General features: G+C 56.9%; 13 protein-coding genes. 4 read left to right on the top strand and 9 right to left on the bottom strand.

Annotated elements, in window-relative coordinates; genetic code table 11:
* Nucleotides 1-105 precede the first annotated feature (105 nt).
* Entirely contained in the window at nt 106-543 is a 438-nt protein-coding gene (locus ACL2XF_RS04495) for a hypothetical protein (RefSeq protein ID WP_413728111.1), read from the top strand.
* A 203-nt stretch (nt 544-746) separates the two neighbouring features.
* On the opposite strand, the gene ACL2XF_RS04490 is transcribed toward ACL2XF_RS04495, so the two are convergent.
* Nucleotides 747-1253, bottom strand: a complete 507-nt coding sequence (locus ACL2XF_RS04490) for a phenolic acid decarboxylase (protein ID WP_413723143.1) — start codon at nt 1251-1253, stop codon at nt 747-749.
* A 96-nt stretch (nt 1254-1349) separates the two neighbouring features.
* Between ACL2XF_RS04490 and ACL2XF_RS04485 the strand changes: the two genes are divergently transcribed.
* A complete protein-coding gene (locus ACL2XF_RS04485; protein WP_413723144.1) occupies nt 1350-2240 on the top strand; it encodes a LysR family transcriptional regulator in 891 nt (296 codons plus the stop codon).
* A gap of 42 nt (nt 2241-2282) precedes the next feature.
* Here the strand turns inward: ACL2XF_RS04485 and ACL2XF_RS04480 are convergent, their stop codons facing one another.
* From ACL2XF_RS04480 to ACL2XF_RS04460, 5 genes are all read right to left on the bottom strand, one after another.
* On the bottom strand, nt 2283-3263 hold the full coding sequence (locus tag ACL2XF_RS04480; RefSeq protein ID WP_410014535.1) for a LacI family DNA-binding transcriptional regulator: 981 nt from the start codon (nt 3261-3263) through the stop codon (nt 2283-2285).
* Nucleotides 3264-3371: 108 nt separating this feature from the next.
* Nucleotides 3372-4523: a Gfo/Idh/MocA family protein gene (locus ACL2XF_RS04475; protein WP_413728110.1), complete on the bottom strand. Its 1152-nt coding sequence runs from the start codon at nt 4521-4523 to the stop codon at nt 3372-3374.
* Entirely contained in the window at nt 4516-5589 is a 1074-nt protein-coding gene (locus tag ACL2XF_RS04470) for a sugar phosphate isomerase/epimerase family protein (RefSeq protein ID WP_413728109.1), read from the bottom strand. Before ACL2XF_RS04470 ends, ACL2XF_RS04475 begins: the two co-directional genes overlap by 8 nt.
* A 14-nt stretch (nt 5590-5603) precedes the next feature.
* Complete coding sequence (locus tag ACL2XF_RS04465) at nt 5604-6845, bottom strand: MFS transporter (RefSeq protein ID WP_413723148.1); 1242 nt, start codon at nt 6843-6845, stop codon at nt 5604-5606.
* Between the two features lie 137 nt (nt 6846-6982).
* Nucleotides 6983-7615, bottom strand: coding sequence for a TetR family transcriptional regulator (locus tag ACL2XF_RS04460; protein ID WP_413728108.1), 633 nt, complete (start codon nt 7613-7615; stop codon nt 6983-6985).
* A gap of 137 nt (nt 7616-7752) precedes the next feature.
* Between ACL2XF_RS04460 and ACL2XF_RS04455 the strand changes: the two genes are divergently transcribed.
* Entirely contained in the window at nt 7753-8511 is a 759-nt protein-coding gene (locus ACL2XF_RS04455; RefSeq protein ID WP_413728107.1) for an O-methyltransferase, read from the top strand.
* Entirely contained in the window at nt 8508-9719 is a 1212-nt protein-coding gene (locus ACL2XF_RS04450) for an MFS transporter (protein WP_413728106.1), read from the top strand. The genes ACL2XF_RS04455 and ACL2XF_RS04450 overlap by 4 nt, the downstream gene beginning before the upstream one ends.
* A gap of 75 nt (nt 9720-9794) precedes the next feature.
* On the opposite strand, the gene ACL2XF_RS04445 is transcribed toward ACL2XF_RS04450, so the two are convergent.
* From ACL2XF_RS04445 to ACL2XF_RS04435, 3 genes are all read right to left on the bottom strand, one after another.
* Nucleotides 9795-10421 (bottom strand): TetR/AcrR family transcriptional regulator, encoded by a 627-nt coding sequence (locus ACL2XF_RS04445; protein ID WP_413728105.1) that lies wholly within the window; start codon nt 10419-10421, stop codon nt 9795-9797.
* A gap of 108 nt (nt 10422-10529) precedes the next feature.
* Nucleotides 10530-11945, bottom strand: coding sequence for an efflux transporter outer membrane subunit (locus ACL2XF_RS04440; protein ID WP_413728104.1), 1416 nt, complete (start codon nt 11943-11945; stop codon nt 10530-10532).
* On the bottom strand, nt 11938-15075 hold the full coding sequence (locus ACL2XF_RS04435; RefSeq protein ID WP_413728103.1) for an efflux RND transporter permease subunit: 3138 nt from the start codon (nt 15073-15075) through the stop codon (nt 11938-11940). The genes ACL2XF_RS04440 and ACL2XF_RS04435 overlap by 8 nt, the downstream gene beginning before the upstream one ends.
* Between the last annotated feature and the right edge of the window lie 4 nt (nt 15076-15079).

Genomic DNA, 15079 nt, shown 5'->3' with positions numbered 1-15079 from the left:
GCTTTATCAGAGACTAACGAGTTTGATGAAAACGCTTAGACTTGTTTGCCACGAACTTAACATTTAATCCTGTTTTCGCGCTATGCTCACTTAAGGGCCCAGGGGATGAATACTTTTGAGTTTTCCATTAAATCCGAATCGATAAGCTTTCTCCGGCAAGGGGGGGATCGCGCGATAAAAATCCCGGCAGGTTATGTTCATGCCGCCAAACACCTGTTTAAGTCAGGAATGCTCACTGCGTATGACCTGGAAATGTTGATTTATCGCATTGAAGAGATGATTGAATCCGATAAAGACCTATTTCCCGTTAACGGCGGCGCGTTGTGCCAAGATGAATTAATGAAAGAGGTGAGTAGTATTTACCTCGATGGGTCTAACGTCATTTTACCATCAGAGATTGAAGCGGCGTTCAACACGCTGGCGGATAGGTTGTCCTATTCTGCCATTGCTATCCCCCCGGAAAAAGTCCCCAGCCTTACGTATTTTGTCTTTATCAGGGAAATGACTCATCATTTCCACATAGACAAGATAACCATACTATAACCTCATTTAAAGCTCGCATTTAAGGCAACGCTTTTTAGCTGCTTTGGACGTATACACACCTTAATGCGACGGTATCGGCGTTTTGCCCGAATCCAGCGCTTGGGCCTACTATGCAGGTAGTATTTCGTTATTTCACCAGCCGGATAGCGAGGAATAAGGACGCTATTTCTGCGTCCTTTCCGCAGGGTCTTATAGCGTCGCTATTACTTTAGATTTTCAGGAAAATGAGCCGGCAGTTCATCTGCCGCGCAATTTATTACCGTTTCGTTATCCGCGCCGCAATCGCGAATAAAGGTTATCGTCGCAAATTCGTCTATCACCTCCGTGGGATAGGCTGGGCCTTGTTCGCGTAGCAATGCCATTTCCTGGAGATGATCATTTTGAAAACAAACCGTTTTTTCCGGATGATCAATGACCCAGCGCGGGAAAAATATGGTGCCGTGAAAGATATTGTCTTCCAGATTGGCGATCAGGCTGACATCCGTGCCGGTGGGCTCTGTCCAGGATATTTTATAGACTTTATTGGCGACGCGAACGATAAACGCTTGCTGATCCCTCACCCAGCGATTCCCTACAATCCCGCTATGGATGCGATAGTCAAGAGTAGCGGCGTTTTTGACATAAATTTCATAATTCCAGCCATTATCATAGGTATACACTAAATGTTTGCCGACAAAACCGCTTAAATCGTTCTTATCAAAGGTATTCATACCCTTTTCCTCATCCGTTTTTTATACTATAAACATTTTATTGTTAGATTAAAAAACGTATTATCAGAACATATTAAACGAAATTTTGGATTGGTTATGGCATTAAAAACCACCCTGGAGCAATGGGAATTATTACAATCCATTGTGCAAGAAGGCAGCTTTGCCAAGGCGGCCGAAAAATTCAACCGCAGCCAGTCGGCCATAAGTTATAAAGTCGGTTTATTGCAGGAACGCCTGGGGCTTCCCCTGTTGACCCTCAACGGGCGTAAGGCGGAGCTGACCAAGGAAGGCTTCTGCCTGCTTGAGCAGGCGAAACCCTTGTTGCGGTCGTTTTACGCGCTGGAAAAACGCGCCTTAATGCTAAAACAAGGCGACAAGATGCGCGTGCGCATGGCTGTTGACAGTATTTTCCCCAAACATCATCTCTTCGGGGCAATGCGCGCCTTTCAGCGCCAGTACCCGGCTATTTGCATCGACCTGATGGAAGTGCTTCGCAGCGAGACCACCGAGCAGCTGATAGCCCGCCAGGCCGATCTCTACCTGGTGACCTGGCGTGACGATCTGACGGCCACAGGTAACAAACTTATTGAACTCACCTTTATGGCGGTGGTCAATGCGTCCCATCCGTTACTGTCGCAGCCCTACCCGATCATGGACAACGCCCTGGCCTCATGGCCGCGTATTGAACTGACCCATATCAGTCAGGATGCGCCGCCAAAAGAAGCCGTTTCCGTGACGGACAGTTGGACATTCACCACCATTGAATCCGCCATAGACGCGGTAGTCCATGGCATCGGCTATGGCTGGTTACCCGTTGAGCATATTAAAAAACAGCTTCAGTCCGGTGAACTTGTCCCCTTACCGCTGATGTATGGCCAGACACGCTCAACCGCCCTTTATCTGGTTATTGACGAAAACAGCAAGGTTTTTGATAACGAGATCAACGCGCTGGCCCGGCATCTCTCTTTTTATGCCTCGCAGTCATAGCCTATCCTGCCGCCCTACCTTAGCGGGTTATCGGGAGCAGGATTAAGCGCTGGCCCGTGCAATAAAATGCCAGTTCAACATCACGCGTTCCGCCGGCGCGTCCGGGTTATCAATTTTTTTAAGCAGCAGGGAAACGGCCTGGCGGCCTATTTCCCGCGACGGCTGCTCAATGGTGGTGAGCTGGGGCGACACCATCTCGGCCAGTTCAGAACCGTCGAAACCGACTACCGCGATATCGCGCGGAATGGACAGTCCGGCGGCTTCAATGGCGCGCATGGCGCCCGCCGCCAGCGTATCGGATACGGCAAACACCGCATCCGGGCGCGGATCCGCATCCAGCAATGTTTCCATGGCCGCCTTGCCCGCCCTGCTGCTCAGGTCGCTGGCATACGCAATGGCTTCATAACCGGGGGCCTGCCGGCGCAGTATCGTTTTATAGCCCCGCTCCCTGAGCTGGGCATATTTGTAGCTGAGATCGTGATTGATAAGCGCAATACGGCGGCATCCGCGTTTCAGCAAATGCCGGACGGCATGCTCCGCCGCGTCGGTATCATTGATACCGACGCAGGAAACGTTGCCGGCATCGGCATATTCCGCGCACTGTACCCACGGCGTCTGGCCAATCATGGCGCTGAGCTCGGGCAAGGTTGAAAACGCATCCATGGTAATAATGCCATCGACCATTTTGCCCGAGAGCAATCCCAGGCTTGATTTTGACCGTTCGATGTCCGAATTCGAGTTGCATAGCAGGATACGGTAGCCGTTTTTTTCCGCTTCTTCCTCAATCCCTTTCACCACCACGGCACAGAAGGGATTGGCGATATTCGAGACCATCACCAGGATCATGGAGCTTCTGGCGGTTCTCAGTTGACGGGCCAGCAGGTTGGGCTGGTAGTTGCTGGCGCGGATAGCCGCCAAAACGCGCTCGCGGTTATGGACTTTCACGGTATCACTGTTATTCAGCACCCGGGACACCGTTGCCACCGAGACTCCCGCCAGTTTAGCTATTTTTTGAATCGACATTACGACAACACATCCTGCGGTCATCACCCTATTACCAGAGGCTACCACAGTTTACTTGCGGCATGAATCAAAGCCCGGCGTTTCTGTCTGCGCGCCGGGCGTCCGTTCTCAATCGGCGACGGTAACCCAGCCCTGCTGCCGGTGGCTTTGCACGATGGCATCAATAACGCGCATCACGCCGGCACCCTCATAAAAGGTGGCGAACGGGCTGCAGCCCTTCGCCGGCGCCCGGCCGTCGCGCACGGCGGTATAAAATTGCAGCATCATGTTCTTGAACGCATCCGGCCAGCCTTCAATGTGCCCTCCGGGGAAGTGCGCACTGTGCGCCACGTCGGCGTTCATCAGCCCCGGATCGTCGCAGAGCAACTGGTTGGCCGCTGTTCGATGTCCGATCCACAATTGCTGCGGCGTTTCCTGATCCCAGGCGACGGAAGCATCGCTGCCGTTCACCTCAAAACTCAGCCGGTTTTTTCTGCCCGCGCTGACCTGCGACACACTGAAACAGCCTTTGCTACCGTCGTCAAAGCGGAACAGGACAAACCCCATATCTTCCGTGGTAACCGGGCGGTCTTCGTAACGCGCGTCCTGTTGCCCGGCGGAAAACGTCGAATTGCCCCGCATATTGGCTTTACGCGTTGGCCAGACGGTGGATAAATCCGCCATGACCGCGGTAATCCGCCGGCCAGTGACAAACTGCACCGTGTCGCACCAGTGCGAGCCAATATCCGCCACGGCGCGGGAGCTGCCCCCAAGGGCGGCGTCCACGCGCCAGTTGTAATCGGTCTCCAGCAGCATCCAGTCCTGCAGGTAGCTGCCGTGCGCCGAAAACAACCGGCCCAACCGCCCGTGGCGCAGCATACTGGCGGCCTGCTGCACCATGGCGAACTGCCGGTAGACGAAACTGACGCCGTGCACCACCCCTGCCTGCTCGGCCATGGCGACCAGTTCGCCCGCCTCAAGGGCGGTCAGGCACAAGGGTTTTTCCGAAAAAACATGTTTGCCGGCGCGCAGGATTTTGCGGTTGATGTCGGCATGCAAATGGTTGGGCGTACAGTTATGCACCACATCGAGTCCGGGATGGGCCAGCAAGTCATCAATGTCGCCGTAAGCATAAGGAACATTCAACTGCGCCGCTTTAGCCTTGGCGTCGGCCAGCGGCGTATCGCACAGCGCCACCACCTCGACAAATCCCAGCCGGCGGATGGCTTCAATATGGGCAGGGCCGATAAAACCCGTGCCGGCGATACCGACGTTAATCATGAGTAGCATCCTCCCCCAGCCCCAGCATACGGCGCGCGTCTGCGCGGTCCTCATTGCCGGCGGCAAAATCATCAAAAGCCCGGGCGGCGACCGGAATAATATGGCGGCGGATAAAGTCGCCGCCTTCACGGGCGCCGGTTTCGCCGTCCTTCAGGCAGCATTCCCATTCCAACACCGCCCAGCCGTCGAAGTCATACTGGGACAGCTTGCTGAATATTGCTTTAAAATCAATCTGACCGTCGCCCGGAGAGCGGAAACGCCCCGGCCTGTCCATCCAGTTCTGATAGCCGCCGTAAACACCGCTGCGCCCGTTTGCCGCAAATTCCGCATCCTTGACATGGAAGGCTTTGATGCGCGAGTGATACCGATCGATAAATGCCAGATAGTCCATATGCTGCAGATGCAGATGGCTGGGATCGAACAGGATATTACAGCGCGGATGGTTATCCACCCGCGCCAGGAAACGTTCGAACGTGGCGCCGTCGTGCAGGTCCTCACCCGGATGGATCTCAAAACATACATCCACCCCGTTCTGGTCAAAACAGTCCAGTATCGGCCGCCAGCGCAGCGCCAGTTCATGAAACGCCTCGTCCAGCAGCGTCTGGTTATGCGGCGGCCAGGGATAGAAATACGGCCAGGCCAGCGAGCCGGAAAAGGTGGCGTGCGCCGTTAATCCCAGCTTTGCGGACGCGGCGGCCGCCTGTTTCAACGCCTGGGTCGCCCATGCCCGGCGCGCCCCCGGGTTTCCCCTGACGGTAACAGGAGCAAAGTTATCGAACGCCAGGTCATAGGCGGGGTGGACGGCGATAAGCTGCCCCTCGAGATGGGTGGAAAGCTCGCTAATGGTCAGTCCGTGGCCGGCCAGTTTTTCCAGGATTTCATCGCAATAGATCTGGCTGGCGGCGGCTTTTTCCAGGTCAAATATCGCCTTGTGATTACAAGGGATCTGCAAGGCGGTATATCCCAGCGAGGCGGCCCACTGCGCCAGCCCGTCAAGCGTATTAAACGGGGGTTGCTTCCCGATAAACTGGGACAAAAAAATGCCCGGACCTTTAATCGTTTTCATTACATCTCCCAAACTCAAACATGCTCTGGCTCTTTATATTTAAAGTAAAAGAAGAAAATTACCGCGATAACGGCGGCGGACACCGCCGGGATCCACCAAAAGGTGACCCACGCCTGCGGCACTGTCTGTCCCGCCACCAGGCGGTTGTAAAGCGCGCCGGAAATCTGCGAACCCAGCAGCATGCCGATGCCATAGGTAAACATGACGATCATGCTCTGCGCCTGCCCTTTGACCTTTGCGCCGGCGACGCGGTCGGTATAGATAAAACCGACGACAAAGAAAAAGTCGTAACACACGCCGTGCAGCAAAATGCCGAGATACAGCAGGAACCGGCCTTCCTCACTGACGCCCAGCGCGAAAAAGGCGTAGCGGACGAACCAGGCCAGCATGCCTATCAGCAGCATGTATTTGACGCCCAGCCGGCGGAATAGCAGGGGAATAACCAGCATAAAAAAGATTTCAGACATCTGGCCGAAGGACATGGCGGTGCTGACATCGCTGATGCCGACATCGGCAAGATATGACGCCGTATAGGCATAGTAGGTGCCCAGCGGTACGGAAATCAGCATGGCGCAGAGCGAAAACACAAAGAAATGGCGGATTTTCAGCAGCGCGAACGCATCGGCGCAGAACAGATCGCGCAGCGCCAGCGGCTGCCCTTTGGCCGGTGCCGGCGTATGGGGCAACGTCAGGCTGTAAACCGCCAGCAATACCGAGCAGATGCCCGCCACCCAGAAAATATTCACGCTGGCCGACACGCCGGTAACACCAATGAATATGCCCGCGACTATCCAACCGATGGTGCCGAATACGCGCACCACAGGGAAGCTTTTATCGACATTTTTCAGGCTGTGGAAGGCAATATTGTTGCCCAACGCCAGCGTCGGCATAAAACAGAGCGTATAGCCGAACAGCAGGGCAATAAGCAGCGTGCCGTTGCCATCGATCAATGCCTGCGGCACGAACCAGAGGATCGCCGCGCCGGCCAGATTCATCACCGCCATGACTTTCTGGGAAGCAAAAAAGCGATCGACCAGCATGCCCAGCACAAACGGGGACAAAATCGAAGCGATGGGCCCCGCCGAGAACGCGTCGCCAATCAGCAATGACATATTGTGATGCGCCATCACCAGCCCCAGGGTAACCGACCAACTTCCCCAGATAAAAAATTGTAAAAACATCATCAGGGACAGCCGCGGTATCAGGAACCGATGCTGTACTTGGCTGACTTCACTGCTTTCCAGTGTTGACATCATGAGTTGCCTCGCCTTAAAAAGTAATCGATTACAAAACGTGTTTGCACAAAAGTAATCGATTACAAATTAATTATCCCGCTCTTTATAACAAAATTGCGATTTGAATCACGATAAAACCCCGGTTAAAAACGCCCGGTTCAACGATGGCCAATCCCTTCGAGATAGGCGCAGAACATATCCGCCATGGCGTCGGAATAGGCGGTGATCTCGGCGGCGGTACGGGGACCCGCGGAAAAATGTTTCCCCACGGTACTGAGGGTCGTCATGATCAGGTCGCTTGCCAGTGCCCGGGCTGGTAGCGACGCGTTGGGCAGCACCTCCCGCATAAAGGCTTGCACAGCCTGGTCGATCGCCGCCTGGGCCTCATGCGCCTCGGGAACATCCCGATAGAGGGGAGCGGCATCATTTAGCGCCACGCGCATCTCGGCCTCCTCGCATTCGGAGCGAATAAAGGCGTTAACTAATATGCGCAAACGCTCCAGCGGCGGTGTCCCGCCATCGTCAAGGATGCGCCGCAGTAATTCCGTGGTTTGCCGCCATTCATCGCTTTGGAGACGAAAAAGGATCGACGCCTTATTCGGGAAATACTGATACACCGATCCAATGCTCACACCGGCCCTTTCGGCAACCCGCGCGGTGGTGAACCGCGGCGCGCCCTCTTCCTTTAAAACCTGAGTAGCCGCTTCGAGAATCGCGGCCACAAGCTCTGCCGAACGCGCCTGTTGGGGTATTTTTCGTGAGGAAATCTGCGGGTTTCGGCGATGGGTCATGGGGGCCCTGGCAACGTGAAGGTGAATGCGAATAGGAAACATGACGAATTAGTCGTATTCTAAAACGCGAGTAATTACTCATATTATCCGGCCGCCGCAAGGCGGTCAACATCAGCCCTCCACTATCGGACGCTTTTATGATCACCACACTCTCCACCGCTCCGCTGGCTCCCCTGCTGGATCGCCTGTTCAAACAGGCGGACGAGGCGCGCAGTCCGGCCTGGGCGGCAATGGCGCACGAAGAACGCGAACGCTTTATGCACAGCAAGACTGACTATCTCGCGCTCTATGGGCACCTGAAAGACCTCTGGCTGCCGGTCTCGCGCGAAACCGGCACGCTTCTTTATATGCTGGCGCGCAGCGCCAACGCACGCACCATCGTGGAGTTCGGCACGTCGTTCGGCATCTCGACGTTATACCTGGCGGCGGCGCTGCGCGACAACGGCGGCGGCCGGCTTATCACCAGCGAGTTTGAACCGTCCAAGCTGGCGCAGGCGCGCGCGAATCTGACCGCCGGCGGGCTGATCGACCTGGTGGAGATCAGGGCCGGCGACGCGCTCAAAACGCTGGCCGCCGATCTGCCCCCGTCCATCGACCTGCTGTTGCTGGATGGCGCCAAGTCGCTCTATAGCGACATCCTTAACCTGGTCGAAAAGCGGCTGCGGCCGGGGGCGCTCATCGTCGCCGACAATACCGACTACAGCCCCGATTATCTGGCGCGCGTGCGCTCGCCCGCCGGGGAGCTACCTGTCCACGCCATTCGCCCAAGACGTGGAATTGTCCATCAAACTCGGTTGAGCATGACTTCCCATGTTTTTCATTCAGGCGATGCCATTACGCCAATATTCATTACCGGCGCCACGGGGTGGCGCTTTGCAGGGATTAATGCATTATGACTGATACGCTTAAGCGGGATCCCGCGCAGAAACGCCTCATGCTGCTGATGGCGATCTTGTTTGTTTCCTATTTGTGCGTGGCCATTCCTCTCCCTGTCATTCCCGTATTCGTGACCGGGAAGCTGGGATTCGGCAATGTCTACGCAGGTCTCGGCGTTGGCGTCGCCTTTCTGTCGACGGTATTGACCCGCGGCTATGCCGGCAACCTGGCCGACCGCCGTGGCGCCAGGTATGCGGTCAGGATGGGGCTGGGCTTTTATACGTGCGGGGCTCTCATTTCGTCGGGGGCGGGATTTTTGCCCTACGCCCCCTGGCTTGCGTATCTGGTTCTTATCGCGGGCCGGTTGCTGGTCGGCCTGGGCGAAAGCCTGGCCGGCGTCGGCATTATCCTATGGGGGGTGGGTTTGGTGGGGCCCGCGCGTTCAGGCCAGGTACTGGCCCTGGTCGGCGCCGCCATTTACGGCGCCCTGGCCGTCGGCGGCCCGGTGGGACTGGCGCTGCTGAAATGGTTTGGCTTTTCCAGCACCATGGCTGTGAGCGCGCTGCTCTGCGCCCTGGGCCTGCTGGCGATCTGGCGCGTGGCCGGCGTCGCCCCGTCTGCGCACGGCAAACGCCCCGCCTTTACGAACGTGCTCGGCAGAATCTGGCTGCATGGGGTGGTCGTTTGCCTTCAAGGCATTGGATTTGCCGCTATCGGCGCGTTCTTCGCCCTCTATTTCCTGCATCAGGAATGGCATTACGCCGGGCTGGGCCTGACGGCTTTCGGCTGCGGATTCGTCCTGGTCCGCGTGCTATTTGGCCATCTGCCCGATCGCATGGGCGGCCTTCCCGTGGCGCTTGGATCGCTGGCAATCGAAGCCATCGGCCAGATTCTTATCTGGAGCGCGCACGATCCCTCCCTCGCCCTTGCCGGCGCATTCCTTACCGGACTCGGGTGCTCATTGGTCTTTCCGGCCATGGGGCGTGAAGTGGTCCATCTCGTGGAGCCGCATCTGCGCGGCAGCGCCATGGGCGGGTACGCGGCCTTCCAGGATCTCGCCTATGGCTTGACGGGGCCTGTGGCGGGATTTCTGGCGGACCGCGCCGGCTACGGCAGCCTATTTCTGGTCGGCGGGATTGCGGCGGCGATGGGCTTTTTCATCGCGCTTTATCTCTATCGCGCCAATACCGCCGTGGATGCGCGCAACCCCCGTGCGTCGGGAGATTGACCACGTCAGCGCGTGCGCGGGTTCTCCCGGCGCATTCGCCTACGGGCCTCCCAGGCCCTGTTGCTTGCAAATGCATTACTCGGGACCGGTTTTGGGCCTGGCGGGAAATACCGCCGAGAAGAGGTTCAGATAGATTTGCGCCAAACCCTCATGCGTGGTTTGCCGCTGCCGCGTCAAGATTCGCAGCATGGTTCCCTCGCTGAGCACCGCTATCAGCTCCGCCAGGTTGGCGGCGGCGTCATGGCTCATCTCCGGATAGGACTGCATCAGCATATGACAGCCTTCCCGAAAGAGCACGGCATCAACATCCAGCAGAATCCGGGCAATGCGCGGATTGCGCGTCGCCTCCGCCGAGACCTCCAGCATCAATGCCTGGTTGATTTCCGTCTCATCGCCATCCAAAAGCCGGTGATCCGCCAAAGCCAGGGCCATATGTTCCAGGTTGTTATCGTTATCACGCATGAGTTGCACCCGATGCTTGACGATACGATGCGCGATTTCTTCGATAATCGCCTCTTTATTGGTGAAATACCGGTATATCTGGCCGACGCTCAACTGGGACTGCGCCGCGATTTCAGCCATACCGGCGCCATGGAAACCGTGTTTACGAAAGCATAGGCGGGCGGCGGCGATAATATGATCGCGCCGATCCGCAATTTTCTGTTGCCTGTCGGGCACCAGGGGTTTGTTTTTAGTTGCCATCAGGTGCTAATCCTTTCCCGGGGCCAGCAATAAATTTACCGATAAGTCGGGCTAAAAGGCAATCGCCAGGCGCCGATGATAGCGGACGGATGGCGTTGACCGCCAGGGCTACTGTTTCCATCCGCCGCCCAGGACTTTGTAAAGGGTGATCTGTTGCTGCAGCAAATCCAGCTGCGTCGTGATTTGCGACTGTTGCGCGCTATAAAGCGAACGCTGAGCCACCAGCACAGACAGATAATTATCCACACCCTGGCGATAACGCATATTCGACGCATCATAGTTTCGCTGGTTGGCCGCGGTGTTCAGCGAACGGGCGGCCAGTTCGTCCTGATAGGTCGACTGGCCGGCCAGGGCGTCCGAGACTTCTTTAAACGCGGTTTGGATGGATTTTTCATAATTCGCCACCTCGATTTTTTGCGAGGTTTTAGCGATATCCAGATTGGCCCGGTTCACGCCGCCATCAAAAATTGGCAGGGTGATTGTCGGCACAAACGACCAGGCCGCGGTCCCTCCTTCCAACAAATGTCCCAGGCTGCTGCTTGAGGATCCGCCCGCCGCCGTCAGGCTGATGCTTGGGAAAAATGCCGCCCGCGCCGCGCCGATATTGGCGTTAGCCGCTTTCAGGGTATGTTCGGCGGCAATAATATCCGGCCGCCGCGTCAGCAAATCGGACGGCAGGCCGGCCGGTGTCGCCGGGAAACGCCACTCTTTATCCAGGCGGGCATGCTCGGCCAGACCGGCGGGCAGCCCGGTTCCGGCCAGCAGGCGCAGCGCATTGATATCCTGCCGTACCTGGCGGGTATATTGCGCCACATCGGCCTGGGCGCTGCGCACCGTGGTTTCCGCTTGCGCCAAGTCCTGCGAGGTGCTGACGCCGGCATCATAGCTGCGTTTGGTCAAATCATAGGATTGTTGCTGGCTGGCGGCGGTCTGTTGCGCCAACAGTAATAATTCATTGTCCGAACACAATGTCAAATATCCCGTCGCCACTTCGGCAATCAGGCTGATTTGCGTCGCCTGCTGCGTCGCCTCGGTCGACAGATAGCTTTCCAGACTTTTGTCGCGCAGACTGCGCACCCGGCCGAAAAAATCCATCTCCCAGGAAGTGACGCCCAGGCTGGCATCGTATTGATGGTAGGTTACCGGCCCGGAGCTTTGGGTCGAATACAGGTTCCCCGGCAAATGTTCCGCCGTTTGACTGGCGGACAAATCTACCGTGGGCAGCAGCGCGGCCCGGTCGATATGGAATTGCGCGCGCGCCGTCTCGACATTCAGCGCCGCTACCCGCAAATCGCGGTTATTGGCTAACGCCAGGCCGATCAGTTGATGCATGGCCGGGTCGGTAAAGAATGTTTGCCAGCGGATATCCGCGCCGTCCGCCGCCTTGCCGCGCTGGCCGGCGGCGTCCCAGTCCGCGGCCACCGGCATTGCCGGCCGGTGGTACGCCGGCTGCAAGGTACAGCCGGCCAGCGCCAGGGAAATCATAACAGGCACAAGGGCCGGAACCAGATAACGTTTATTCATGAGAGGTCGCCTCGGACTGCGATGCTTTTTTGTTTTTACGGGTGAACAGGTTGACCACGACGACATAAAACATCGGCACAAAAAAGATGGCCAGGAAGGTAGCGGTAAGCATGCCGCCCACCACGGCGGTGCCAATGGAATGTTGACTGCCCGATCCGGCGCCATGGGAAATCGTCAATGGCAAGACGCCGAGGATAAACGCCATCGAGGTCATGATAATGGGGCGGATACGCAGCCTGGCCGCGTCAATGGCAGACTCGACCAGATCTTTGCCCTGCTTTTCATGCAGCTCTTTGGCGAACTCCACAATCAGGATGGCGTTCTTCGCCGCCAGCCCGACCGTGGTCAGCAGCCCGACCTGGAAAAAGACATCGTTTTGTAATCCGCGCAGCAATACCGCGCCGATGGTGCCCAACACGCCAAGCGGTACCACCAGCAGCACCGAAAAAGGTATGGACCAGCTCTCATACAAGGCGGCGAGGCAAAGGAATACCACCAGCACCGAAAGGCTGTACAGGGCCGGCGTCTGCGAGCCGGACAATTGTTCTTCATAAGACAGTCCGTGCCACTGCACGCTGAAGCCCTGCGGCAATTTGGCGGCGATGTCATTGACCGCCTTAACCGCGGCGCCCGAACTCAACCCGCTTGCCGGCGATCCCATGATCTCCACCGCCGAGACGCCGTTGAAACGTTCATAGCGGGGTGAGCCATAGATCCATTTACCGCTGCCGAAAGCCGAGAACGGTACCATCTGGCCGCTGCCGTTGCGGAAATACCATTTATCCAGATCTTCCGGGGTCACGCGCGATGAGGCGTTGCCCTGGATGTAGACCTGCTTGACGCGGTCCTCATACATAAACTGGTTTACATAGGTGGAACCCCAGGCGGCGGACAGCGTATCGTTGATATCGTCCAGGTTCAGGCCCAGCGCGCTGGCGCGCTCGTCATCAATAAGCAGCTGGTACTGCGGTTCGTCCTCCATCCCGTTGGGACGTACCGCCGTCAGGCGTTTATCCTGCGCGGCCAGTTGCAGGAACTGATTACGCGCCGCCATCAAGGCGTCATGGCCTTTGCCGGCGTTATCCTGCAGGTAGAAGTCAAAACCGGTCGCGTTGCCCAGCTCCATCACCGCCGGTGGGATCAGCGCAAAGGCCTTACCGTCTTTTAACGTGGCGAAGTGCTGCATGGCGCGGCCGGCCAGCGCCTGCACCGACAGGTTGCTGCCGCCGCGCTCGCTCCAGTCCTTGAGTTTGACAAACGCCATGGCGCTGTTCTGCCCGCGGCCGGAAAAGCTGAAGCCGTTGGCGGCGAATACCGAGCTCACCGAGGCGGATTCCTTGTCCAGCAGATAGTTTTCCATATCCATCAGGACCTGCTGGGTGCGCAGCGCCGAGGCGTTGGCCGGCAGGGTCACCTGCATCATCATCACGCCCTGGTCTTCGTCCGGCAGAAAGGACCCGGGAACACGGGTAAACAAATAACCGGTGGCCGCCACGATAAGCAGGTAAACCAGCATAAATACCCCGCGCCGTGAGATAACGCCGCCGACATAGCGGGTGTAATGCACGGTGCCCGAATCAAATTTGCGGTTGAACCAGCCGGAGAAACCGCGCTGCGATCGCTCTCCCGCCGAGGCCCTGAGCAGGGTGGCGCATAATGCCGGCGTGAAAATCAGCGCCATCAGCACCGACAACGCCATGGCCGAAACAATGGTGATGGAGAACTGGCGATAAATAATCCCGGTGGAGCCGCTGAAAAAAGCCATCGGGACCAGCACCGCCGCCAGCACCAGGGCGATGCCAAACAACGCGCCCTGAATTTGCGCCATGGATTTGATGGTGGCGTCTTTCGGCCCGAGCTTTTCTTCGGACATGACCCGCTCGACGTTTTCCACCACCACGATGGCGTCATCCACCAGCAAGCCTATCGCCAGCACCATACCGAACATGGTCAGCGTATTGATCGAGTACCCAAAGGCCGCCAGTATGCCAAACGTACCAAGCAGGACCACGGGCACCACCATGGTGGTGATGAGCGTGGCACGCAGATTTTGTAAAAACAGCAGCATGACGCAGAACACCAGCACAATGGCTTCAAACAAGGTTTTGACCACCTCTTCTATCGAGGCGCTGACCACCGGCGAGGTTTCGTACGGGTATTCGATCCTGACGTTGTCCGGCAGGGAAGACTGCAGACCGGCGATGGTGGCTTTGACCGCTTTGGCGGTATCCAGCACATTGGCGCCGCTGGCCAGTCTTAACGCCATCCCGGATGAAGGCTTGCCGTTAAAAGTTGACGAAATGCTGTAATCTTCCGGCCCCAAATCAATATTGGCGACATCGCGTAAGCGCACCTGCGAGCCATCGGTATTCACCTTAAGCAGGATATCTTCAAACTGTTTCACGCTTTCCAGGCGGGTTTTACCGATAATCGTGGCGCTGAATTTGGCATTCTTTACCGAAGGCAGCCCCCCCAGTTTACCGGAAGAAATTTGCACGTTTTGCCGGGTAATGGCGGTACTGACATCGCTTGGGATCAAGGAATATTGATACAATTTGGCCGGGTCCAGCCAGATACGCATGGCGTATTCGGAACCCATCACCATAAAGTCGCCCACCCCTTTGGTACGGGCGATGGGGTCTTCCAGTTTGGACACCAGGAGATTGGCCAGATCGGAATCGCTCAATTTGCCGTCTTGCGAAATCAGGCTCACCACCATCATGAAATTGGCCTGATATTTAGCGACCCTCAGCCCTTGGGTGGTCACCTCGGTGGGCAATTGCGACTCCGCCAGCGAAACCTTGTTTTGTACCTGTACCTGCGCGGTATCCGGATCGGTGCCTTGATCGAAGGTCGCGATAATGGTGGCGCTGCCGTCGCTGTTACTTTGCGATTCAAGGTAACGGAGGTTGTCCAGGCCGTTCATTTGCTGTTCGATAACCTGCACCACGGTTTTTTGCGTGGTTTCCGCGCTTGCGCCAGGATAGGTCACGGAAACCGAAATAGCCGGAGGCGCGATATTAGGGTATTGGTTGATCGATAAAGACAAGATGGACAAGCCGCCCGCCAGCATAATGACGATGGCGATGACCCAGGCAAAAATGGGACGTTCGATAAAAAACTTCGACATCTTG

The sequence above is a fragment of the Sodalis sp. RH19 genome (assembly GCF_047324215.1).
In the GTDB taxonomy this organism is placed as follows: Bacteria; Pseudomonadota; Gammaproteobacteria; order Enterobacterales; family Enterobacteriaceae; genus Acerihabitans.
This window is presented reverse-complemented; position numbering and strand designations above follow the sequence as displayed.